Here is a 21,040-nt window from a genome sequence, read left to right as displayed (position 1 = left end):
GCTCAGTCCTGCTTCGGCCTCTCGGGCGGCGCCTCGTCGGGCGGCGGCGGCGGCGGCGGTGTGGCGCGGGACGCAGCCTTCTTCAGCGACGACTCCGCGAGCGACACCAGCATGGCCAGGTTCACCGGCTTCGAGAGCAGGAAGATCGCGTGCCGCCGCAGCGCGCGGATGCGAGCCTGCTGCGACTCGTCGGCGGTCACGACGAAGACGGGCGTATCCCGGTTCAGGGCCCCCTTGGCCGAGAGCGACTCGAGCACGCTGAAGCCGTCGACCAGCGGCATGTGGAGATCGAGCACCACGAGCTCGAACTTGCGCGCGGAGAGCCGGCGCAGCGCCGGCGCCCCGCCGTTCGCCTCCTCGACGTCGCCCAGCCGACGGAGCGCGCGCGCAAACATCGCTCGGATCGCGGCGTCGTCGTCGATGACGAGGATGCACGTCACAGCATCACGATGCTCGCACGGATGCGGAAGCGCTGGAAGCTCGCCGCCAGGCTTCACATCGCGCGGAGCGAGCGTACGCAAACCTGCGCAGCGGTGATCGTCCTCTCGCGGCTTCGCTTCATTCCGACGTCGGCTTCGCGCCTCCGCGTTCGCCAGCGCACGGCAGCGCCTCGCGATCGAAGCGACGAGCGCCCGGCTCGCACGACGCAGACGGACGCATCATCAACGCAGATCCTGTGTTCAGCGGCCCCGGCCGAGACATGGACGCCACGTACGGGCTGCGGTAAACGCGGAGGAAGACGTCATCGACACCGCGCACCGCAAAGGAACGGATCCCATGGGCAAGTTCACCCTCACGCACGAGATCAACTGCAACCTCGAGACGTTCTGGAAGCTATTCCTGGACAAGGGGTTCAACGAGGAGCTCTACAGGAAGGAGCTCGGCTTCCCCGAGTTCACGATCACGGAGCAGGTCGAGACGGAGACGGAGATCCGCCGGAAGTCCGCCGGAAAGCCGAAGATGAATCTGCCCGGACCGGTGGAGAAGCTGCTCGGCTCCGGCTTCCGCTACACCGAAGAGGGCAAGCTGAACAAGGCGACGAAGGTGTGGACCTTCAAGCTGACGCCAAGCACCCTGGCCGACAAGATGCGCAACGAAGGCACGGTGCGCGCCGAGGCGATCGGCGACAACAAGGTGCGTCGGATCGCCGAGATCGTCATCGAAGCGAAGGTGTTCGGCGTCGGCGGCATGCTCGAGAGCAGCGCCGAAAAGGAGCTGCGGCAAGGGTGGGAGCAGAGCGCGGTCTTCATGAACAAGTGGATCGCCCAGGGCAGAACGATATAGCCAGCCCCGCGCCGAGCAGGGGCCGATCGGCCGGCCCCTGCCGCGCAACCTCGGGTGCCTGAGGCGGAGCGCCTGAGGCACGCGCCGCCCGACGAACGGACGGCGATGCCGGCGAGGAGGGGATCGCGAGCGGCGTTCTCGCGGCTTCCATCCAACGAGCCAGCAAGGACGCGATCCTTCACGTCCAGGGTCGAAACGGAAGATCAGCGGCTCCGGCTCTTGCTGAGGCGGCGCACGGGAACCAGGGCCACGGCATGGAGCACGTCGTCATCATCGGAGGCGGCTTCGGCGGCCTCTACGCGGCGCGGGCGCTCCGGCGCGAGCCGGTGCGGGTGACCGTGATCGATCGGCACAACCATCACACGTTCCAGCCCCTCCTGTACCAGGTCGCGACGGCGGGCCTGAGCGCGAGCGACATCGCCACGCCCATCCGCCACGTGCTCCGCAAGCAGAAGAACACGAGCGTGATGCTCGCCGAGGTGAAGGCGATCGACCCCGTCCACAAGCGGGTGATCTTCGAGGACGGCGAGCTCGGCTACGACAAGCTCATCGTGGCCGCCGGGGCGTCACACTCCTATTTCGGGCACGACGAGTGGGCGGCCGTCGCGCCCGGGCTCAAGACCGTCGAGGACGCGCTGGAGATCCGACGGCGCGTCCTCCTCGCCTTCGAGGCGGCCGAGCGCGAGCCCGATCCGGCGCGGCGGAGCGCCTGGATGACGTTCGTGGTGGTGGGCGCGGGCCCGACGGGCGTCGAGCTCGCCGGCGCCCTCTCGGAGCTCGCGAGGCACACACTCGTGCGCGAGTTCCGGCACATCGACCCGAGCAAGACCCGCATCCTCCTGCTGGAAGGGGCCGGGCAGGTGCTGCCGTCGTACACGCCGGAGCTGGGCGAGAAGGCGCGACAGCAGCTGGTGGCGCTCAACGTGGAGGTGCGGACGAACTGCCGCGTCACCGAGATCGACGAGGAGGGGGTCTCGATCGGCGACAAGCGGATCGACGCCAAGACGGTGCTCTGGGGGGCCGGCGTGGCGGCGTCGGCCGTGGCCCGCACCCTCGGAGCGCCGCTCGACCGGGCGGGGCGTGTGCTGGTGGCGCCGGACCTGACGGTGCCCGGCCACGAGGACATCTACGTCATCGGCGACCTCGCGTCGGTGAAGCAGGAGGACGGGACGCCCGTGCCCGGCGTGGCGCCCGCGGCGATCCAGGGAGGGCGCCATGCCGCGCGCAACATCGCGCGCACCTTGCAGGGGCTGCCGCGGCTGCCGTTCCGGTACAACGACCGGGGATCCATGGCGACGATCGGGCGCGCCGCGGCGGTCGCCGACTTCGGCAAGCTGAAGCTCTCCGGGTTCCTGGCGTGGCTCGCGTGGCTGTTCGTCCATATCCTCTTCCTGATCGGCTTCCGTAACCGCTTCCTGGTGCTGTTCTCGTGGGCCCTGTCGTACGTGACCTACCAGCGCGCCTCGCGGCTGATCACGGGAGAGATCCCGCCGCTCCTGGAAGAGCACCGCGCGCCGGGGCTCGAGGCGCGCAAAGACGACGGCGCCGTCAGGATGAGCCAGCCGATGGAGCACGCGCGCTCGCGCGCATAGGCGCCGCCCGAGAGCTCACATGTCGTCCGGCGGCGTCTTGCGCTCGTCTGGACCTCGGCGACTGAGCTGCGTTAGCGTCATCGACCATGCACAGCCATCCCGGACAGGGCGCCTCGGCGCACCCGTGGCGAGCGCTCCTCGCCAGCGCAGCACCTCTCGCCGCACTCCTGCTCAGCGCCCCCTCCGCCTTCGCGCAGGCGCCTCCTGCGGCGCCGCGCGCAGCCGCGCCTGCCGGCGAGCCGCAGCCCGCGCCCTACGGGGCCCCCGCGCCGTACGGCGCGCCTGCCGCCTACGGGCAGCAGCAGCCCGGCTACTACCCGCCTCCCGGCTACGGCCCGCCGCCGGGGTACGCGCCGCCGCCCGGATACGCGCCGCCGCCCGGATACGCCTCGCCTCCCGGCACGTACCCGGTCGGCCCGAGGGTCATGAACTACGAAGAAGGGCAGGCCGTCCCGGAGGGCTACCGCGTCGAGGAGAGGGCGCGCCGCGGCCTGGTCATCGGCGGCGCCGTGACCTTCGGCGTCACCTACATCCTCTCGGCGATGGTCGGGCTCGTCGCGGAGAGCGCGGACAGGGCGAGCGGCGGGACCGGGGAGAGCTACCTCCCGCTCTACATCCCGGTCGCCGGCCCCTTCATCACCATCGGCACCGCGGATGCGAAGGGCGGCGGCGTCTTCGTGCTCATGGTCGACGGGCTGGCTCAGGCCGCCGGGGTCGCGATGTTCATCGGCGGCCTCGCCGCGCCGGAGAAGAAGCTCGTCCGCAACGACGTCTCCCTGTCGGTGAAGCCGATCGTCACGGGCGACACCGTCGGCATCGGCGTCTCCGGCTCGCTCTGAGCGGGCGCCGCCCGCGCCTCGGCGTCACGTCACCACGGGCGGCGTCTCATCCATCGTCTTGACGGCGCGCTTGGCCCTGCGGCGCACGTCGACGTGCAGCGACTCGTCGAAGTTGATGGCCGAGAACGCCGCCCGCGCCTCGATGTTCTTGCCGAGGGCGGCGTACGCCTCGGCCTCGTTCCATCGCAGCTTCCAGTCGCGCTTCGCGAGGTCCGAGAGCCTCGCGGCATCGGCGATGATCTCCGGGTACCGCTGCTGCTTCCCGAGCTCGCTCCAGTACTCGGCGCGGAGATCGTCGTCCCCGGGCGCGAGCGCGACGGCCGCCGCGAAGCCCGCGAGCGCGTCGTCGAGCCGGCCTGCGACAAGCTCGGCGCGCGCGAGCGAGCGGCGCGCGCCGGCGCTCTCGGGGTGGGCCGCGACGAAGGCGGCGAGCGCGGGGATCGCCTCGTTGACCTTCTGGATGTCCGCGGGATCGCTCGGCCAGAACCGGAGCGAGAGCGCGGCGAGGTCGCCGGGGTCGCTCTCCAGCGCGCGCTCGATCGCGGCGGGCGCATCCGCGCCGCGGCCCGCCTGGGACAGGCACTTCGCGAGCTCGACCCACGCGCCCGACGAGGACGGCGCCGTCACCACGAAGCCCTCGGCCGCGGCGAGCGCCTCGTCGGTGCGCCCGAGCGATCGGAGCGCCGCGATCCGCGCGAGGTGCGCGCGCTCGCCGTTCGCCCCTTCGCCCGCGGCGGCGACGGCGCGCTCTGCAGCGGCCAGCGCGACGTCGTGGCGGAGCTCGCGCTCGTGGTAAGCGAGCTGCTCGAGATAGAAGGCGCCGTCGCGCGGCGCCGCGTCCCACTGGCCCGCGAGGTACTCGAGCACCGCGTCGGCGCGCACGTAGACGAGCGAGGCCGCGTCGCGCGGGTTCTCGTAGATCGGCACGAGGACCCCGAGCTGCACCATCGCGTCGAGCGCGGGCTGGCAGTCGGGCTTCGCCTCGAGCGCGAGCACCATCTCGTCGAGGGCGGCGTCCTTCTTCTGCATCGCGAGGTGCACCTGCCCGACCGCCACGTGGTAGTCGGCGTCGCCCTGGAACGTCTTCCGGATGGCCTGGAAGCTCTTCAGCGCCGCGGGATGATCGCCCAGGTTGGCCTGCGCGGAGGCGAGGTTCAGCCGCGCGGCGTGATCGTCGGGATCCATCGTGATGATGCGCTTGAGCGCCGAGATCGCCTTCTCGTAGTCGCGCTCGCCGAAGGCCTTCTGCGCGCGCTCCCAGACCGGGGCCTTGTCGAGGAAGGCCTCGAATTGCGAGACGAGCGTGCTGTTCTGCTTGCGCCAGACGCCGCTCTTGCCGGGCTCGGAGTTCGTCAGGAAGTCCTTGATCCACTTGCGGGCGGCGTCGATGCTGAGCCCCTTGTCGGCCAGCCCTTCGAACTCGCCCCGAGGCACCGGCATGCGCGCGGGGATCCCCTGCCGGCGCGCCGTGGTCTCGTCCAGGCCGATCAGCACCCAGTCGCTTTGCTCGCTCATGATTCAAGGACGGTAGCCGCCGTGCCCCGCCGGGATCAAGCGACGTCTCGGCGTGTCGCGCGTGTCGCGCATGTCGCGCGCGTCGCGCATGTCGCGCGCGTCGCGCATGGTTGCCCTCGCGAGCGCAGCGGCGCTTCAGGAATAGAACCAGGCCAGCAAAACGAACGCCATGAACGCCGCCGCCGCGACGGCGAGCGCAAGCGTGCGCGGCACGCCGAGGAGCATCGGCCGTAGGCGTTCCTGGAACGCGACCGCGTCAGCGGAGCTGGGCGGGCTGACCGGCGCGTCGACCCGGACGGCAAGCGCAGCGGACGGCGCGCCTGCCGCGTCGCTCCTCGCGGGGCCTTCGGCCGTGATCAGCGGGGCCGCGCTCGCGCCGCCGGGCGCCGGCGTGAGCCGATACGGGGGCGCGCCGAAGTCCGAGGCCCGCGACGTGGTCGGTGACGCGAGGTGCTCGAGGCCGAGCTGGGCGAGGAGGGCTCGCTGCTCGTTGCCCGACGCGACGGGCATCGCCGCCGTCTCGGGCGCGAGCGTGAGCGGCGTGGACATCACCTTGTGCATCGCCCGCTCGAGCGCGAGCGCCTCGTCGAGGCGGTGCGACGCGCGCTCCGGCGCGGCGCTCGCGGAGAGGCGCAGCGCCTCGACGGCCATCTCGGAGAGGTGAGCCGCCACCTTGGCCTGCGCCAGCTTGCGCTCGGCGTGCGCGACCGCGAAGCGCGCCTCCTCGCGGAGGCGGATCGCCTCCGTCGTGAGGCGGTCGACCTCTACGTGCAGCTGCTTCGGGCCTTCCGGTGCGCCCTGGGCCGTCAGCGCGGTCCCGGCGTCGTGCTCCACGGAGTACGCGGCCACCACAGGGGTCGCGGGCGTCAGATCGTTCCCGGAGATCTGCAGCGGCTCGTTCCCGGACACCGGCAGCGGCTCGCTGTCCCGCGCGGTGATGGATCCGTACGAAGGCAGGCTGCTGCGCCGCCGTCCTGCGCCCGAGCTGGAGGACGCGGGGTCGGCGCGCCCCCGGCCGTTGCTGCCGACGACGACCGTCGCCTCGTCGGCCGTCTCGGAGGCCATCGGTCCGCGCCGGCCCAGGACGTCGTCCGCCGTGTCCGCCTCGCGCGGCGTGAAGCTGGTCGGCGACGGGGACGGCGTGCCGCGTCGCGCCTCGATGTCCGTCGCGTCGTTGTCCTGAGCGCGCGCCGCCCCGTTGCCGCGGGGCCGATCGGGGGGGCTCGCCCCCCTGCCCCGCGCATCGGCCGAGGGCCGGCGCGGGATCGCCTCCGCGGTCGAGAGCGAGGGGCGCGGCGCCTTGGCGACCCCGGCGAAGCCGCCGGCGACGGCGCGCTCGAACCAGCGCATCTGCCTCATCGCGTTGCGCCGAACGAAGCGCCCGAGCGCCTCCTCGTTCCCCTCGAGGTACCCGTGGCTGTGCAGCCAGCCCTCCAGCCGAGCGAGGATCTCGTCCGCGCTCTGGAAGCGCGACGGCGGGTCGGTCTCGAGGCAGCGCGACACGATCGACACGAGCTCCTTGTCGATCTTCGGCCGGAGCTCCCGCAGGTCGGCCGCCGGCTGCGTCGACATGCTCCGCAGGAGCTCGTAGTCGCTCGACGACGGCCACGGGTGCTTGCCCGTGAACAGCTCGAACAGCACGACGCCGAGCGAGAACAGATCGGAGCGCTTGTCGGCGGAGCCCCCGCGGGCCTGCTCCGGCGCCATGTAGGTCGTCACGCGCCGGCGCGCCCCGACGGCCGTCGTCATCACGCGGAGCGACGATTTGGCGAGCCCGAAATCGGCGATCTTCACCTCGCCCTGGAACCCGACGAGCACGTTGCCCGGCGTCAGATCGCGGTGCACGAGGTTGAGCAGCGCGCCGCTCGGCGAGCGGAGCTCGTGCGCCGCGCTGAGCCCGCGACAGAGCGTCGCGCCGATGTGAACGACGAGCCGCTCGGTGAACATCTCGCCCGTGTCGAAGACGGTCTTCATGAGCCGCGCTAGGCTCACGCCCTGCACGAGCTCGACGGCGAAGTACCACCCCTGCTCGTCCGTCCCCCAGCCGGCGACCTCGACCACGTTCGGGTGCTTGAGCGCGGCGGTCGTGCGCACCTCGTCGAGGAACCGGGTGGAGACGTTCTGATCCTCGGCGAAGTGCGGGTGCAGCCGCTTGACGGCGAGCAGCTCCCCGGGCCGGTGCGGACCTGCCGACCTGCAGAGATCAACGCGGGTGGTGGCCCCCGACGCGATCTCGGCAAGGAACTGGAGCGAGAGCGCAGCCGGCGCGGGCTCGGGGAGCCGAGACATGCACGGGGAAGTCTAGCGGGCGACGGCACCCACCGGAAAGAGCCTCAACCGCCCGCGCGCACCGCGGCGATCGCGGCGGCGACCCCGGAGGGGGTGGCCTTGAGGTGCACGTCCAGGTGGTCATCCTTGGTCTTTAGCGCACGGACACCGAGCACCGGCGCGCAGATGCGCAGCGCCCGCGCGACCGTCGGATTCCCGCCGAGGGCCGGAATTTTGAGGAGATCCAGGGTGATCCTGTCGTCTTTCGCGTCGATCAGCGCGGCGGGCCGCTTGGGCATGAAGGACACGAGATCGCCGGGCTTGTTCAGGTCGATCGCCCCCGAGCCGATCAGCCCGGCGATCGGCGAGGCCTCGTCGCCCATCACCTGGAGCTTGAGGTCGGCGATCCGCAGGCCGACCTGGATCGCGTCCGCGCGCACGTCGAGCTCCTCGGCGAAGACCGTGAACGAGGCCCGGATCGGCGCGCCCATGACCTTCACCGTGAGCGCGAGGCGCAGCCCCGGGGGCGCGGCGTCGATCTCGATGTCCTTCGGCGCGCGCTTTCCGCCGCTGAGCTCCCGCGCCAGATAGCGCAGCGCATCGATCGGGACGCCGAGGCGCAGGCGGAGCGCGCCGCGCAGCGCCCTCCCGATCTCCTCGGGGTGCGCCTTGAGATAGTCACCGGCGTGGCGAAGCAAGACCTTCGGGTCGGGCTTGGGCATCGTTGGGGCAGCTACGTTTGCCCGGAGTCTGGCCTGCGCGCAAGGGGCGAGCGCTCGGTCACCAAGCCATCGACGAGCGGAAAGGCCGCTGTTCGAGAGGGGTCGACTCGGTCACACTCGGGCCCGATGCAGACCAGAATCCTACTTGTCATGGCGACAACAGTGCTCGCGATCGGCTGCGGATCGGCCGACGCGACGCTCGGGTGGACGCCGAGCGGCAGCGGGGGCGGGGGCCAGGACGGTGATGGCCGGGGCGTTGACGGCGACGAGGAGGGCGGCGGCGGGGGCCAGGACCATGGCGACGACGGCGGAGGCGACGGCCAGGACGATGGCGACGACGGCGCGCCGACCGGCGAGGAAGGCGGCGGTCCGAGCGGCGGGGCGCCGGGCGCCTTCTGCGCCCCGCCTCCGGCGTGTGATGCGGCGCCGCCGGATCCGGGCGAGGAGCTCGCGTGGAACCACCCGTCTTCGTACCTCATCGCCGGCGCAGGGAGCCCCAACCACCGCGGGCGCGACCTCTACCTGACGCCGGATGACCCGCAGTGGATCATCGGCAAGTTCGCCTACGGGATCACGGACAAGGACCTGAAGGACGAGCGTGTCGACATCTACGTGCTCCGCGGCTGCGACGGCGCGTGGGAGCGCCTCGGCTCGGCGACCACGACGGAAGCGGACTCGGCGCACCGCGCGGTCGAGGGCATCAGCGACGACGGCGGCCGCGTCTACTTCGAGATCCCGGCGGCGCAGCGGCTCGGTCCGGGCCGGCACCGGATCCACATGGTCGTGCGCGGCGACCTATCGAGCACCGATCTCTTCATCGAGGTCGTCCCGCGAGGTGCCCCGATGTTCGTCAGCGACGTCGACGGGACGCTCACCGGCACCGAGACTGAGGAGTTCACCTCGCTCCTCCTCGGGGAGTTGCCCGATGTGCACGCGCACGCGGCGGCGGCGCTCCACCGGCTCACGTCGAAGGGATACCGCCCGATGTACCTGACGGCGCGGCCGGAGTGGCTCGTCCAGCGCACGCGCGATTTCCTCGAAGCGTACGGCTTCCCGCCCGGCATCGTGCACACCACGCAGGGCCTGACCGGCGCGACGGGCGACAGCGCCGCGGAGTACAAGACGGCGGAGCTGGAGCGGCTGTTCGACGGAAAGGAGCTGCTGCCCGCGTGGGCCTTCGGCAACACGGCGACCGACGCCGACGCCTACCAGAGCGCCGGCGTGATGCCGCCCGGGCGGCGCGTGTTCTATCGGTTCGACGACGACACGCACGGGGGCCGTCGCATCGACGACTACGGCGAGCTGCTCGCCGAGATCGACGCGCTCCCCAGCCTCTGCGACTGATCCGACGCGCCTGCGCGTCAGCCAGGCGCCTGCTCGGTGAGGGCGCCGCTCGCCGACGGCTCCGCCGCGGCCGAGGCGCCGGCCGGCGCCTCGACGCGACCGCCGATCGAGCGGAGGAGCTCGCTCACCGCGGCGTGGGCGCGCTCGCGCAGGTCGTTGACCCGCGCGCCCTCGCGGCCGTCCGGGCGGACGGAGATCGGCTCGCCGACCCGGACGCGGACGATCCGCACAGTGCCGTCGCCCGAGTCGATGGCGCCCTTCTTCATGAGCAGGTGCGTGCCGTCGATGGCGACCGGCACCACGGGCACGCCGGCGCGGACGGCGGCATAGAAGCCGCCGTTCTTGAACTGCCGGAGGACGCCGTCCTCGCTCCGCGTCCCCTCGGGGAAGACCAGCAGCGGCTTGCCGCTCTTGAGCACCTCCTCGAACCGCGCGATCGCCTCGACCGCGGCGCGGGAGCCGACCGTGCGATCCACAGGCACATGGCCCGCGAGCCGAAGGTGCCACCCGAGGAACGGGATCTTCATGAGAGAGCGCTTGGCAGCCCACTTGAAGTCGCCCGGCAGCACCGCGCCGAGGGCCAGGATGTCCAGCAGGCTCTGGTGGTTCGAGCAGTAGACGAACACCCCCGGAGGCACGTTCTCGAGGCCGCTCGCCTGGATCTCGATAGCGAGCCCGCGCGCGCTCGCCTGGCACCAGCGGCGCATCGCCCAGAGGCTCGCAGCGCGCTGCGGCGTCAGGGGGCCCAGCGTCAGCGACACAGTGCCGTACGCCATGGTCCTGAGGGTGAAAGGGACCCACTGGCGCGTTGCCAGCCATGCGCTCTTGAGATCCATACTACAGCGCTTACCACTCTCCATGTCGGGCGAAAACGCGTAGGTTCTTGCGCACTAGGGCTCAGCGCAAGCGGCGTTACCCGACTGCCGATCGCCGCTCTGCAGCGATGCGCGCCACGGCGCTCGCGTCGGCGCTCACCGCGGACCGGGACCTCTCCGCGGCCAGGGTGGCCGATCGAGCGACGCGCTCTCGCGGCGGCGTGCAGCTACGGGCCGAGCGGCGGCGTGAGCAGCCCCCAGCCGACCGTGGCCGGACGCCCGGCGCGCTCGAACTTGACGGTGTACAGGCCTACCTCTTCGGCGCCCTGAACGACCGCGGGGCGCAGCGCGCCGACCCATTCGGCCCAGACGTTCGCCCCGATCTTGAGCCGCGGCTTGACGGGGAGCGGGCGGAGCGCCGACTCGTCGGCGAGCAGCGCGGCGCCGCCGTACCCGAGCGCGAACCACCGCGCGGAGCTGCTGGCCAGCGACGTCCGGACGGCGCCTGGCTCGGCCGGGGGACCACCGAGCCGCGACACGAGGAGCACGTGACGCCACGTCTCACCGTCCTTCCACGCGGCGAAGTTGCCGGGAGCGAGCCCCTCGGTCTGCACGACGAAGCGAACGCCCTTGAGCTGCGCGAGCGGGGTCCGCGGGTCCATGTCGGTGTAGCGGACCTCGATCTTGTCCTTCACGAAGCGCGTGATGACGGCGTGCTTCATCGTGCCGTTCCACTCCGTGAGCACCGGAGCGTGGGGCTGGAGGCGGGGCGCGTCGGGGACGGGGACGACGTAGCCCGGGTGAACCTTGTACGACGGTCCGCCCCTGCCCTCGACGATGAGGTCGTCGCCGTCGAACCCGACCACGGTCGCCGAGTACAGCACGAGCGTGGACCCGAGCTTGGCCCCGGCGAGCATCCGGTCCGAGAACGTGAACACGCGGCGGCCTGGATCGAGCTTGCTCGGGTACGGGGGAAGGCCGAGCGGGTTGGACGCGTGCGCCGCGCCGGTCGGCGTCGGGGCCTCTGCGAACGCAGGCCGCGGCAGCGCGGCGACGGGCGGGCTCTGGGAGGGCGTCGGCGTCGGGGTCGATACGGGCGCGGAGTCGCACGCGGCCGCGATGCACGCTGCCAGGAGGCAAGCGAGCGCCGCGACCGCGCTGCGGGAGCGCGGCGCGCGGGCCCCGAAGCATCGCGTCGCGCGGCTTTCGCGATCGTTCGCGGTGGCGCGACCCAGCCTGCGGGACCCAGCCCCGAGGCCGCCGGGACGTCGGTCAGCCATCGGGGGCGAGCATGGACTGCGAAGCCGACGACGGCGAGCAGAAAGGGATAGGAAGGTGACGTGACGAAGCGTCGGCGGTCCCATGTGACCGCCCGCGTCAGAGCCGGAGAATGAAGGCGCCGCGGTGCGGCGGAGCACCGCGCTCCTCGCGACGCGCTCGGCGCCTCTGCGCTACCCTGCAGCGCGATGAAGCGCGCGTTCAGCGTCGAAGAGCTCAAGCAGACCGCGCCGCGCCTCGCCGTGGAGCGCCGCGCCGTGCGCTTCCAGGACGTCGACGCGGCCGGGATCGTCTTCTATCCGCGGGTCCTCGAGTATTTCAGCGACGCCTACATGATCGCGCTGAAGGAGCGAGGCATCGACGTCCCCGCGATGATCGCGGGCGGCGCGTTCAAGCTGCCGCTCGTCCACGCGGAGGCCGATTACCTCCTGCCGCTCCGCTTCGGCGATGCCATCGAGGTCGAGGTGCTCGCGCCGAAGCTCGGCGACACGTCGTTCACGGTGGGCTACCGCGTGACGACGGCGGGCCGGGTCGCCGCCATCGGGCAGACCGTGCACGTGTGCATCGACGGCGCGCGCTTCACGCCGTGCCCGCTCCCGGACGATCTGCGCGGCGCGCTCGGGTAGGCGCGCCGAGCGACGGCCGCCCGGCGGCGCGCTGGGCGCTGGCGCGGCGGGGCTAGCTCGGCGGGAAGGGCGCGAGCGCGGTCGCGAGCTGCGCCGCCGCGCCGGCGCGATCGAGCTTGCCCGCCGCGGTGAGCGGCAGCGCCGCGACGGCGCAGAGCCGCCGCGGGCGCTTGTGCGGGGCGAGCCGCGCCGCGACGACGGCCGCGAGGTCGCCGAGCAATGCGGGTGGAAGCGCGGCGCCGCCCGGCGCGCCGGGCGCGGGCTGGTCGGGGACGATCGCGGCCGCGACGACCTGGCCCCAGCGCTCGTCCGGCACGCCGAACACCACCGCGCCCGCGACGCCCGGGCAAGACGCGAGGACCTGCTCCACCTCGGCGGGGTAGACGTTCTCGCCGCCCGTCACGATGAGATCGCTCCGGCGCGAGGCGACGTGGAGCCGCCCGACGGCGTCGATCGCGCCGAGATCGCCGGTGCCGAACCAACCGGCGCCGTCGACCAGGAGCTCCGGCGCGCGCTCGGGGCCGCGGTAGTAGCCGCGGAACAGCACCGGGCCGCGGATCTCGATGCGGCCCACGCCGTCGCCGCCGGCGCCCTCGATGCGCAGCTCGACGCCGGCGATCGGGGAGCCGGAGCCCGGCTCTCGCGAGCGCGGATCGCGCGGGCGCTGCACGGTGACCTGCGAGCACGCCTCGGTGAGTCCGTACGTGGTGAGCGCAGGGACGCCGCGGCGCGCGCACTCGTCGAGCGCCCGCTCCGGGGCGCCCGCGCCGCCGACGAGCACCGCGCGGAGCCGGGCGAGGACGTTGTCGCGATCGGCCTCGAGCAGCGCGAGCAGCATCGTCGGCACCACGGAGAGCAGCGTCGCGCGATCGCGGGTGATCGAGGCGAGCACCGCGGCGGGATCGAAGCGCGGCGCGAGGATGACGGCGCGCCGCGCGAGCAAGCAGCGGGTCATGATCGAGAGGCCGCCGACGTGGCAGAGCGGAAGGCAGAGCAGCCAGCGATCGTCGTCGCGCACGCCGAGGTTGGCCGCGCTCCCCTCGGCGGCGGCGAGGAACGCCTGACGCGGGAGCACCGCGCCCTTGGGCCGCCCGGTGGTGCCCGAGGTGTAGACGATCGCCAGATCGCCTGTGGGATCCGGACGCGGGACGCCCGTGACCTCAGCGGCGCGCGGTCCGCGCTCGCGCAGCGCGGCGAGCTCCGGCGCGACGTCGTCGAGCAGGGCGGCGAGCGCGGGCTCGCGCAGCACGAGGTCGGGCCGCGCGTCGTCGATCAGGATGCCCGCCTCGCCAGCCGTGAGCCGGGGGTGAATCGGGACGAGCACGGCCCCGAGCGCGAGCAGCGCGTGGAGGACGACCACGGTCCCGAGCGCGTTCGGGGCGACGAGCGCGACGCGGGCTCCCTGCCCCACCCCCGCGCGGGCGAGCCGCGCGCACACGGCCGCGACCGCGGGAGCCAGCTCGCCGAAGCGGAGGGCGCCGCCAGGGCCGACGCGGAGGGCGGGGACGTCGATCGCGCGCGGCGCGTCCTCCTCGGCGCCGCCGTGGACGATCGCCGTCCGGGCGGCGATCGCGGGATCGCACACGGCGTCGAGGAGGCTCAGTCCGTCCATGGTCGGACGCCGAGGCCGGGCTGTTCGCTGGCGGCGATGAGCCCGCCCTCGCGGAGCTGCGGGATCCGGAGCTCGGGCCACGCCTCCAGGCCGGCGTGCGCGTCGAGGCCGCACGCGAGCGGGGGGCGCGGCAAGGCGAGCGCGAGCTCGCACGAGGCGGCGAGCGCGATCGGACCGTCGAAGAGGTGCGTCACCACGGCGTCGAGGCCGCGCGCCTGCGCCCTGCTGGCGAGCGCGTGCGCGCCCAGGAGACCGAGCATCGCGGGCTTCAGGATGAACGCGGCGCAGCCTTCCGCTTCCAGCAGGCGCTCCGGCATGCCCTCCAGGGCGAGCGACTCGTCGGCCGCCCACGGGACATCCTGGGCGCCGAGGTGATGGAGCAGCTCCGGCGCCACCGGCTGCTCGACGAAGCGCGGGCCGAGCGGGGCGAGGGAGGCGAGCCGACGGCGCGCCTCGCCGAGCGACCACGCCGCGTTCGCGTCGAGCCGGAGCTCGACGCCCGGGTGCTCCCGCCGGAGCGCGCGCAGCGCCTCGAGGTCGCGCGTGAAGCCCTCCTCCCCACGCGAGCGGAGCTTCACCTTGATCGCCCGGATCCCGCGCGCCGCGAGCGCTCGAGCGCGCTCGAGCATCTCCGGCAGCGCCGCCGAGGTCGTGAGCAGCCCGTTGACCTGGACCTCGGCGTAGCGCCCGTGCCCGCCGAGGCACGCCGACATCGAGAGGCCGAGGCGCTGGCTCACCAGATCGAGCAGCGCCGTCTCCAGGGCGAAGCGCGCCGCCGGGAGATCGCGCAGCCGCGACGACAGCGGCGCGAGGGCGCGCTGGATCGCGAGCGCCGTCGCCGCGCCCTCGGCCGGCAGGTCGATCGCGCCGAGCGCCCCCGGCAGCTCGGCGAGCGCGCGCTGGCCCTCGTCGGCCGTATCGGGCGAGAAGCCGGGGAGCGGCGTGGCCTCGCCCAGGCCGACGCGCCCGTCGTCGTCGGTGAGCGCCAGAACGAGGCCCCGGCGCGCGCCATCCAGGACCCGTGGCGCGAGGCGGGCATCGACGACGCGCATGATCCCTACAGCCGGGCCGCGAGGCCTAGCGAGAAGAGCAGCGCGTAAGCGAGCAGCAGCTTCGCCGTCCCGGCGAGGCAGTCGTTGAGCGGCCGGCCGTCGGTCGTCGCCAGCACCCGGAGCAGGCGCGCCGCGCGCGGGAACGTCGCGAGCACGAGGAGCGTCCACCGCCGGCCCTCGCCGAAGGCGAGCGCGATCGGCACCGCGTAGGCGACGGCGAAGAGCATCGCGTATTCGATGACGCCCGCGCGGCGTCCGAGCCGGACGGCGAGCGTGCGCTTGCCGGCGACGACGTCCGTCTCGCGATCGCGGACGTTGTTGACGACGAGCACGGCGGTGGCGATGGCGCCGACCGGCACGGCCGCCGCCCACGCGAGCGGCGGGACCGAGCCGAGCTGGACGAACGCCGTACCGCAGACGGCGACGAGCCCGAAGAACACGAACACGAAGAGATCGCCGAGGCCGTGGTAGCCGAGCGGGTACGGTCCGCCGGTGTACGCGACGCCGGCGAGGATCGAGACGACGCCGATCACGACGATGGGCCACCCGCCGACGAGCGCAAGGTGAACCCCGAACGGCAGCGTGAGGGCGATCGTAACGAGGAGCCCGACGCGCACCTGGCGCGGGGTGAGCAGGCCGGCCTGCACGGCGCGCGTGGGGCCGAGCCGCTCGTGCGTGTCGGCGCCCTTCTCGTGATCGAACACGTCGTTCGCGAAGTTCGTCGCGATCTGGATGAGCATCGCGCCCGCGAGCGCCGAGAGCGCTGGGCCGAGCCGCATCCCGCCGAGCGCGTAGGCGACGGCCGTCCCGACCATCACCGGCGCGAGCGCCGCGGTGAGCGTCGCCGGCCGGCACGCGAGGAGCCACGCTCGGAGCGAGCCGGGGCGCACGGCCGCTGCGCTCGCGGCCTGAGGGGCCGCCGCCGCGCTCACGATCCCCTCCTCGGCCCGCGGGGCCCGCGCGCTCCCGCGGCGACGCGATCGCCCCCGCGCTGCGCGACGTCCTCGCCGGACGCGTCGCGCGTGACGTCCTCGGGTCCGGGACTCCTGTTCGCGTTCACCTGGCTCATGACCGTGGCTCCCTCTCGGCTAGCTCGGGGTTCTCGGCGCGCGCGCCGCTCATGGAGACTGGAGATCCGCCGCCGCCCCCTCCGCGGCCGGCGCGCTGCACAGGGCGGCGACATCGCGGCGGACGTCGGACCAGAGCCGCGCCACGCGGGCGGCGCCGTCGTGGGGCGGCACAACCGCCTCGATCAGCGTCGCGCCCGGACACTGGTACGCCGCGGCGAGCGCGCGGGCGAGGTCTCCGGCGGTGCCGGCGCGCTGGTAGGCGAGCCCGAACATCGCCGCTGCAGGCCCGAAATCGAGGTGCTGCGGCATGGTGAAGCACCGCTCGAGCAGCTCGGCGCCGCGCCTCGCGATGGGGAGGTGCTCGAAGATGCGGCCGCCGTCGTTCTGGACCACCACGATGACGAGCGGCGCCCGGCCATCTCCCGTTGCCTTCGCGGCGAGGAGCAGCCCCGTCAGATCGTGCAGCAGGCTGAGATCGCCGAGCAGCAACGTGACCGGCGCGGCCGCGGCCACGCGGGCGCCGGCGGCCGCGGACACGAGGCCGTCGATCCCGCTCGCCCCGCGCTGGTGCAGCACGCGCAGCGCGCGCGCCGACGGTGGGCAGTATGTGTCGAGGTCGCGCACCGGCATGCTGTTGCCGATCGCGAGCAGCGAGCCCGCCGGGCACGCGCTGGCGACCGCCCGGGCGATCGCGCCCTCCGTCAGCTCGTCCCCGGCGCACGCGCGCGCGGACTGCGCCGCCGCGATCTCACCGGCGCGCGCGAACGTCGCGGCCCAGTCCCGCCGCCCGCGCCCCAGGCTCAGCGCCGCGCCGGCGAGGCGCGCCGCGAGCGCCTCGCACACCTCCACGGGCTCGCCCATGACCAGGGCAGCCGCGGCGCTCGTCGGGTCGTTCCAGCCGTGCGCGGCGACGACGACGCGGCGGGTGCTCGCGTGCTCGGCGATGTAGGTCGCGTACCCGGCCGACGTCGGCGGGGCGCCGAGCTCGAGGACGAGATCGGGCGCGTTCGCCGCGCGAAACTCGGGCGCGCGGAGGAACGCGTCGAACGACGCCGGCATCACGACGCCCTCGGTGAGGCCGCCGAAATAGATCTGGCTCGTGCCCTCGGCGAGCACCGGGAAGCCGGTCGCGCTCGCGAGCGCGAGGACCGCGCCGCGCGCGCGCGCGTCGTCCTCCCGGCTCGGGGCGGGGCCGCACACGATGAGCCCACGCTCGGCGCGCGCGCAGCGCATCGCGAGCTCCTCGATCGCGCGCCCGTCGACCGCGGCGCGAGCCGGCACGACCCGCGTGCCGCCGCGGCGCATCAGCGCCTCCCACTCCGCCTGCCACGGCTCGGGCCCGAGCGCGTCGACCGGCTCGAGCGGCTTGCGGAAGCGCGCGTTGATGTGGACCGGGCCCGGCGTGGGCGAGAGGGCGCGCGCGACCGCCTGGGCCGCGATGCGCGCCGCCGCGCGCATCGCGAGGGGCGACGGATCCGGCAGCCCGAGCTCGGCGAAGTGACGGACGTGGTCGCCGAAGAGCTTCGTCTGATCGATGGTCTGCGCGGCGGCGGCGTCGGCGAGCTCCCACGGGCGGTCGGCCGTGATCGCGATGAACGGGGTGAAGCTCTGGTGCGCCTCGATGATCGCCGGGAGCGCGTGCGCGCCGGCGGTGCCGGAGGTGCAGACGAAGACGCTGGGCCGGCCGGTGACGCGCGCCTGCCCGAGCGCGAAGAACGCGGCGGCGCGCTCGTCGACGACGCTGTGGCAGCGCACCTCCTCGCTCTCCATGGCCGCGATCGCGAGCGGCGTGGAGCGCGAGCCGGGGCAGAGGACCAGGTCGCGCACCCCGGCCTGCGCTAGCGCGCGGACGAACAGCTGCGCCCAGGCAGAGTGGAGGTTCGACCCGCCCATCACCGCCCCCCGAGGCCCTCTCTCGCGCGCACCTCAGGCCCCCTCGGGCGTCGCGACGAAGAGGCACACGACGCCCATCGTGAGCGGCTCCACGCGGAGCACGCGCAGCCCCGCGCCGCGCATCAGCTCCGCGAACTCGTCGGGCGGCGGGAACCTCGCGATCGAGTCCTGCAGGTACCGGTACTCGTCCCTGCCCGAGATCGCGCCGCCCACGTACGGGACGACCGTGTGGATGTGGAAGCGCGCGAGCTTGCTCATGAGGCCCCCGCGCGGCTCGCTGAGCTCGAGGATCGCGATGCGACCTCCGGGCCGCGTCACGCGCGCCATCTCGCGGAGCGCCCGCGCGCGATCCGGGACGTTGCGGATCCCGAACGCCATCGAGATGGCGTCGACGCTCGCGTCGCCGAGCCGGAGCTGCTGCGCGTCGCCGACCTCGAGCTCGATCCGCCCCGCGAGCCCCGCGGCCTCCACCTTCCGGCGGCCGACGCCGAGCATCCCCTGCGACGGATCGACGCCGATGACCTTGACCTCGTGCGTCCGCGCGATCGCGATCGCGAGATCGGCGGTGCCGGTCGCCAGGTCGAGCACCGTGGCCCCGGGCGAGAGCTCGAGCGAGCGCACCGCGCGCCGCCGCCAGCCCTGATCGAGCCCCATCGAGATGATCCGGTTCAAGAGGTCGTACCGCTCCGCGATGCCGTCGAACATCTCGCCGGTGCCGAAGCGGCGCCCGCCGCGCGGAGCCTGATCCTGGTTCGCCTCGCTCATGTCCCGCCCTCCGCTTGGTGCACCGCGCGCGGCGCCTCGGCTCGCTCGGGCGCGAACCGCTTGCCCTCGCCTGACGCCGGCGCGGCGCCCTCCCCGCCCCCTGCGCCGAGCGCGCGCTTCCGCTCGTGGAGCCGCATGTGGCCTCGCTGGATGCCCTCGCTCGCGAGCGCGCGCAGCGCCGCCAGGTTGGACGCGAGCCCGACGGACGCCAGCACCACCGCCAGCTCGCGCGCGCTCTTCGCGCCCACGAGCTGCAGCGCGGCGCGCACGCCGGCGTGCACCTCGGTCGCGCCGCCCACCGTGCCGACGGCGAGCGGCAGCTCCGCGCGCCCCGCGAGCCCGCCGGGGATGCGCTCCCACGTGCTGAGCGGCCGGTACCGGCCGCCGATCGACGCGTACGCGTGCGCGCCCGCCTCGATGGCGCGGAAGTCCTGCCCGAGCGCGACCGCGGCCGCGTCGAGCCCGTTCATGAACCCCTTGTTGTGGGTCGTCGCGCGGTACGGATCGAGCTCCGCGAAGCGGCTCGCCCGCGCGATGCCGCTCGCCACGTCCGCGCCGCCGAGCGCGTCGTCCGTCACGGTGGCCGTCACCCGGACGAGGCGGCGGACGGTCAGGTTCGAGAGGATCCGCAGGCCCAGCGTCCCGCCGGCGATGCGCTGCACGAGCGGCGCCACCGCCTCCGCCACGGTGTCGACGAGGTTCGCGCCCATCGCGTCGCCGACCTCGACGTAGAGGTGCACAACGAGCACCCCGAGCTCCGCCGAGAGGACGCGCACCTCGAGATCGCGGCAGCCGCCGCCGCGCGCCACCATCCTGGGGATGGCCGCGTCCCCGGCCGCGAGCAGGCTCGCGCGCGCGGCCTCCAGCCGGCCCGCGGCCGCCTCCGCGTCCGGCACGTCGTCGAGCTGGACCTGGGCGGTCATGATCGGCGGGTCCGCCTCGCCGGAGAAGCCGCCCGACCGTCGGACCATGCGCGCCGCGTTCGACGCGGCGGCGATGACGCTCGGCTCCTCCACCGCCATCGGCACCAGCACGTCGCGCTGGTTCACGCGGAAGTTCAGCGCCAGGCCGAGCGGGAGCGCGTGCGTCGCGATGACGTTCTCGCACATCCGATCGGCCACCGCCGTCGGCAGCCCGCCCCCGCCCGCGAGGTGCGCGAGCGCGGCCTCGTCGAGCAGGCCGAGCGCCTGGATCGCGCGGAGCCGCTCTTCGAGGCACCGCTTGTAGAAGCCGCTGATCCGGCTGGACACGTTCTGGCTCATCGGGCGTCTCCGCGCGCCGCGCCCGCTCGCGAGAGCGGCGCGCGCTCCGCGCACTGCGTCAGGGGGTTCGTCATCGCCGCTCACCGCTTCCGCCGGGGCGTCGACATCGCGACCCCCTCCAGCGCCGCCTTCGCCGGGCTCTCCGGGAGCGGCTCGATGCTCCGCACCGCGTCCCCGCAGAGCCGGGACGCGAGCTCCAGGCAGTCGTCCACGACGTGCTTCTCGACCATGATCTGCGCGATGCGCCGGCCGAGCTCCGGCTCGACGGCCGTCTCCTCCGACGCGCAGTGCGCCTCGAGGGCGGGCGTGAGCTCGCGGTCTCGCTCCATGGCGAGCAGCAGCGGGTACGTCATCTTGCCCTCGCGCAGATCCGTGAGCAGCGCCTTGCCGGTCGCCTCTGGATCGCCCGCGAAGTCGAGGACGTCATCGACGAGCTGGAACGCGATCCCGAGGCTCGTCCCGAAGCCCTCGAGCGCCTTGCAGAGCGGCTCGCCCACGCCGCCCGCGCGCGCCCCAGCGAACATCGCCCAGCGGAACAGCGACGCCGTCTTGCCGTCGACGATCTGGAAGTACTCGCTCGTGCTCGTGCGCACGCGGCCCCGCGACGCGAGCTGGAGCGCCTCGGCGACGACCATCTCCTTGATCACGAGGATCACCCGCTCGAGCACGTCGGGCATGCCGACCGCCTGGATCTTGGAGAGCGCGTCGAGCAGGAGGTAATCGCCGCCGAAGATCGAGGCGGCGTTGCCGTAGATGACGCGCGCCGCGTCCGCGCCGCGGCGGCGGTCGCCGAGGTCGACGACGTCGTCGTGGAGCAGCGTCGCGTTGTGCACGAGCTCGACCGCCACCGCGAAGGTCCGCGCCGCGTCGTTGAAGCCGCTCCCGATGTGGGAGGCCAGCGCGACGCAGATCGGCCGCAGCCGCTTGCCGTTCAGGCCGAGCAGGTGCCGCGCGCTCCGGTGCGCCGGCGTCTCGCCGTCCAGCCCGACCTTCGCGATCTCTCTCTCGATGTCGCCGAGGTCCCCGTCGAGCAGGCGCCTCAGCTCCGCGAGGCGCGCCGCGAGCGCGTCGAGCCCTCGCCCAGCGCACATGCCTCCGAGGCT

Annotated in this window: 18 protein-coding genes; 5 read left to right on the top strand and 13 right to left on the bottom strand. The window is 73.7% G+C overall.

The window, feature by feature from the left end:
• Positions 1-2 precede the first annotated feature (2 nt).
• Entirely contained in the window at positions 3-440 is a 438-nt protein-coding gene (locus WME90_RS15755) for a response regulator (RefSeq protein ID WP_437281937.1), read from the bottom strand.
• A 337-nt stretch (positions 441-777) separates the two neighbouring features.
• Here WME90_RS15755 and WME90_RS15750 point away from each other — a divergent pair, with 337 nt between their 5' ends.
• The 3 genes from WME90_RS15750 (at position 778) to WME90_RS15740 (ending at position 3,715) form a co-directional block, all read left to right on the top strand.
• Positions 778-1,284, top strand: a complete 507-nt coding sequence (locus tag WME90_RS15750) for a DUF2505 domain-containing protein (protein ID WP_437281936.1) — start codon at positions 778-780, stop codon at positions 1,282-1,284.
• A gap of 254 nt (positions 1,285-1,538) precedes the next feature.
• Positions 1,539-2,876 carry an NAD(P)/FAD-dependent oxidoreductase gene (locus WME90_RS15745; RefSeq protein ID WP_437281935.1) on the top strand — a complete coding sequence of 446 codons (1,338 nt, stop codon included), beginning with the start codon at positions 1,539-1,541 and terminating at the stop codon, positions 2,874-2,876.
• 86 nt (positions 2,877-2,962) lie between these two features.
• The gene (locus WME90_RS15740; protein ID WP_437281934.1) at positions 2,963-3,715 is read left to right on the top strand and encodes a hypothetical protein; all 753 of its coding nucleotides are present in this window, start codon (positions 2,963-2,965) and stop codon (positions 3,713-3,715) included.
• A gap of 24 nt (positions 3,716-3,739) precedes the next feature.
• On the opposite strand, the gene WME90_RS15735 is transcribed toward WME90_RS15740, so the two are convergent.
• The 3 genes from WME90_RS15735 to WME90_RS15725 form a co-directional block, all read right to left on the bottom strand.
• On the bottom strand, positions 3,740-5,230 hold the full coding sequence (locus tag WME90_RS15735) for a tetratricopeptide repeat protein (RefSeq protein ID WP_437281933.1): 1,491 nt from the start codon (positions 5,228-5,230) through the stop codon (positions 3,740-3,742).
• A gap of 135 nt (positions 5,231-5,365) precedes the next feature.
• A complete protein-coding gene (locus WME90_RS15730) occupies positions 5,366-7,519 on the bottom strand; it encodes a protein kinase domain-containing protein (RefSeq protein WP_437281932.1) in 2,154 nt (717 codons plus the stop codon).
• 44 nt (positions 7,520-7,563) lie between these two features.
• Complete coding sequence (locus WME90_RS15725) at positions 7,564-8,220, bottom strand: hypothetical protein (RefSeq protein ID WP_437281931.1); 657 nt, start codon at positions 8,218-8,220, stop codon at positions 7,564-7,566.
• A 150-nt stretch (positions 8,221-8,370) separates the two neighbouring features.
• On the opposite strand from WME90_RS15725, the gene WME90_RS15720 reads away from it, so the two are divergent.
• Positions 8,371-9,564: a lipin/Ned1/Smp2 family protein gene (locus WME90_RS15720; RefSeq protein ID WP_437281930.1), complete on the top strand. Its 1,194-nt coding sequence runs from the start codon at positions 8,371-8,373 to the stop codon at positions 9,562-9,564.
• Between the two features lie 17 nt (positions 9,565-9,581).
• On the opposite strand, the gene WME90_RS15715 is transcribed toward WME90_RS15720, so the two are convergent.
• Positions 9,582-10,400 (bottom strand): lysophospholipid acyltransferase family protein, encoded by an 819-nt coding sequence (locus tag WME90_RS15715; RefSeq protein ID WP_437281929.1) that lies wholly within the window; start codon positions 10,398-10,400, stop codon positions 9,582-9,584.
• A 206-nt stretch (positions 10,401-10,606) separates the two neighbouring features.
• Positions 10,607-11,659: a hypothetical protein gene (locus WME90_RS15710; RefSeq protein WP_437281928.1), complete on the bottom strand. Its 1,053-nt coding sequence runs from the start codon at positions 11,657-11,659 to the stop codon at positions 10,607-10,609.
• 186 nt (positions 11,660-11,845) lie between these two features.
• Between WME90_RS15710 and WME90_RS15705 the strand changes: the two genes are divergently transcribed.
• On the top strand, positions 11,846-12,283 hold the full coding sequence (locus WME90_RS15705) for an acyl-CoA thioesterase (protein ID WP_437281927.1): 438 nt from the start codon (positions 11,846-11,848) through the stop codon (positions 12,281-12,283).
• Between the two features lie 52 nt (positions 12,284-12,335).
• Here the strand turns inward: WME90_RS15705 and WME90_RS15700 are convergent, their stop codons facing one another.
• The 7 genes from WME90_RS15700 to WME90_RS15670 form a co-directional block, all read right to left on the bottom strand.
• The gene (locus WME90_RS15700; protein WP_437281926.1) at positions 12,336-13,895 is read right to left on the bottom strand and encodes an AMP-binding protein; all 1,560 of its coding nucleotides are present in this window, start codon (positions 13,893-13,895) and stop codon (positions 12,336-12,338) included.
• Complete coding sequence (locus WME90_RS15695) at positions 13,883-14,947, bottom strand: mandelate racemase/muconate lactonizing enzyme family protein (RefSeq protein WP_437281925.1); 1,065 nt, start codon at positions 14,945-14,947, stop codon at positions 13,883-13,885. Before WME90_RS15695 ends, WME90_RS15700 begins: the two co-directional genes overlap by 13 nt.
• 5 nt (positions 14,948-14,952) lie before the next feature.
• Positions 14,953-15,879 (bottom strand): 1,4-dihydroxy-2-naphthoate polyprenyltransferase, encoded by a 927-nt coding sequence (locus tag WME90_RS15690; RefSeq protein WP_437281924.1) that lies wholly within the window; start codon positions 15,877-15,879, stop codon positions 14,953-14,955.
• A gap of 186 nt (positions 15,880-16,065) precedes the next feature.
• Positions 16,066-17,910, bottom strand: coding sequence for a 2-succinyl-5-enolpyruvyl-6-hydroxy-3-cyclohexene-1-carboxylic-acid synthase (gene menD, locus WME90_RS15685; RefSeq protein WP_437281923.1), 1,845 nt, complete (start codon positions 17,908-17,910; stop codon positions 16,066-16,068).
• 33 nt (positions 17,911-17,943) lie between these two features.
• Entirely contained in the window at positions 17,944-18,675 is a 732-nt protein-coding gene (gene ubiE, locus WME90_RS15680) for a bifunctional demethylmenaquinone methyltransferase/2-methoxy-6-polyprenyl-1,4-benzoquinol methylase UbiE (RefSeq protein ID WP_437281922.1), read from the bottom strand.
• Positions 18,672-19,937 (bottom strand): hydroxymethylglutaryl-CoA reductase, degradative, encoded by a 1,266-nt coding sequence (locus WME90_RS15675; protein WP_437281921.1) that lies wholly within the window; start codon positions 19,935-19,937, stop codon positions 18,672-18,674. Before WME90_RS15675 ends, ubiE begins: the two co-directional genes overlap by 4 nt.
• A gap of 80 nt (positions 19,938-20,017) precedes the next feature.
• A complete protein-coding gene (locus tag WME90_RS15670; protein ID WP_437281920.1) occupies positions 20,018-21,028 on the bottom strand; it encodes a polyprenyl synthetase family protein in 1,011 nt (336 codons plus the stop codon).
• Positions 21,029-21,040 lie beyond the last annotated feature (12 nt).

This window comes from Sorangium sp. So ce375 (assembly GCF_051473855.1).
Lineage (GTDB): Bacteria > Myxococcota_A > Polyangia > Polyangiales > Polyangiaceae > Sorangium.
This window is presented reverse-complemented; position numbering and strand designations above follow the sequence as displayed.

Coding starts and splice junctions, on each gene's coding strand:
- WME90_RS15750 (WP_437281936.1), top strand. CDS start 778: ATGGGCAAGTTCACCCTCACGCACGAGATCAACTGCAACCTCGAGACG.
- WME90_RS15745 (WP_437281935.1), top strand. CDS start 1,539: ATGGAGCACGTCGTCATCATCGGAGGCGGCTTCGGCGGCCTCTACGCG.
- WME90_RS15740 (WP_437281934.1), top strand. CDS start 2,963: ATGCACAGCCATCCCGGACAGGGCGCCTCGGCGCACCCGTGGCGAGCG.
- WME90_RS15735 (WP_437281933.1), bottom strand. CDS start 5,230: ATGAGCGAGCAAAGCGACTGGGTGCTGATCGGCCTGGACGAGACCACG.
- WME90_RS15730 (WP_437281932.1), bottom strand. CDS start 7,519: ATGTCTCGGCTCCCCGAGCCCGCGCCGGCTGCGCTCTCGCTCCAGTTC.
- WME90_RS15725 (WP_437281931.1), bottom strand. CDS start 8,220: ATGCCCAAGCCCGACCCGAAGGTCTTGCTTCGCCACGCCGGTGACTAT.
- WME90_RS15720 (WP_437281930.1), top strand. CDS start 8,371: ATGGCGACAACAGTGCTCGCGATCGGCTGCGGATCGGCCGACGCGACG.
- WME90_RS15715 (WP_437281929.1), bottom strand. CDS start 10,400: ATGGATCTCAAGAGCGCATGGCTGGCAACGCGCCAGTGGGTCCCTTTC.
- WME90_RS15710 (WP_437281928.1), bottom strand. CDS start 11,659: ATGGCTGACCGACGTCCCGGCGGCCTCGGGGCTGGGTCCCGCAGGCTG.
- WME90_RS15705 (WP_437281927.1), top strand. CDS start 11,846: ATGAAGCGCGCGTTCAGCGTCGAAGAGCTCAAGCAGACCGCGCCGCGC.
- WME90_RS15700 (WP_437281926.1), bottom strand. CDS start 13,895: ATGGACGGACTGAGCCTCCTCGACGCCGTGTGCGATCCCGCGATCGCC.
- WME90_RS15695 (WP_437281925.1), bottom strand. CDS start 14,947: ATGCGCGTCGTCGATGCCCGCCTCGCGCCACGGGTCCTGGATGGCGCG.
- menD (WP_437281923.1), bottom strand. CDS start 17,910: ATGGGCGGGTCGAACCTCCACTCTGCCTGGGCGCAGCTGTTCGTCCGC.
- ubiE (WP_437281922.1), bottom strand. CDS start 18,675: ATGAGCGAGGCGAACCAGGATCAGGCTCCGCGCGGCGGGCGCCGCTTC.
- WME90_RS15675 (WP_437281921.1), bottom strand. CDS start 19,937: ATGAGCCAGAACGTGTCCAGCCGGATCAGCGGCTTCTACAAGCGGTGC.
- WME90_RS15670 (WP_437281920.1), bottom strand. CDS start 21,028: ATGTGCGCTGGGCGAGGGCTCGACGCGCTCGCGGCGCGCCTCGCGGAG.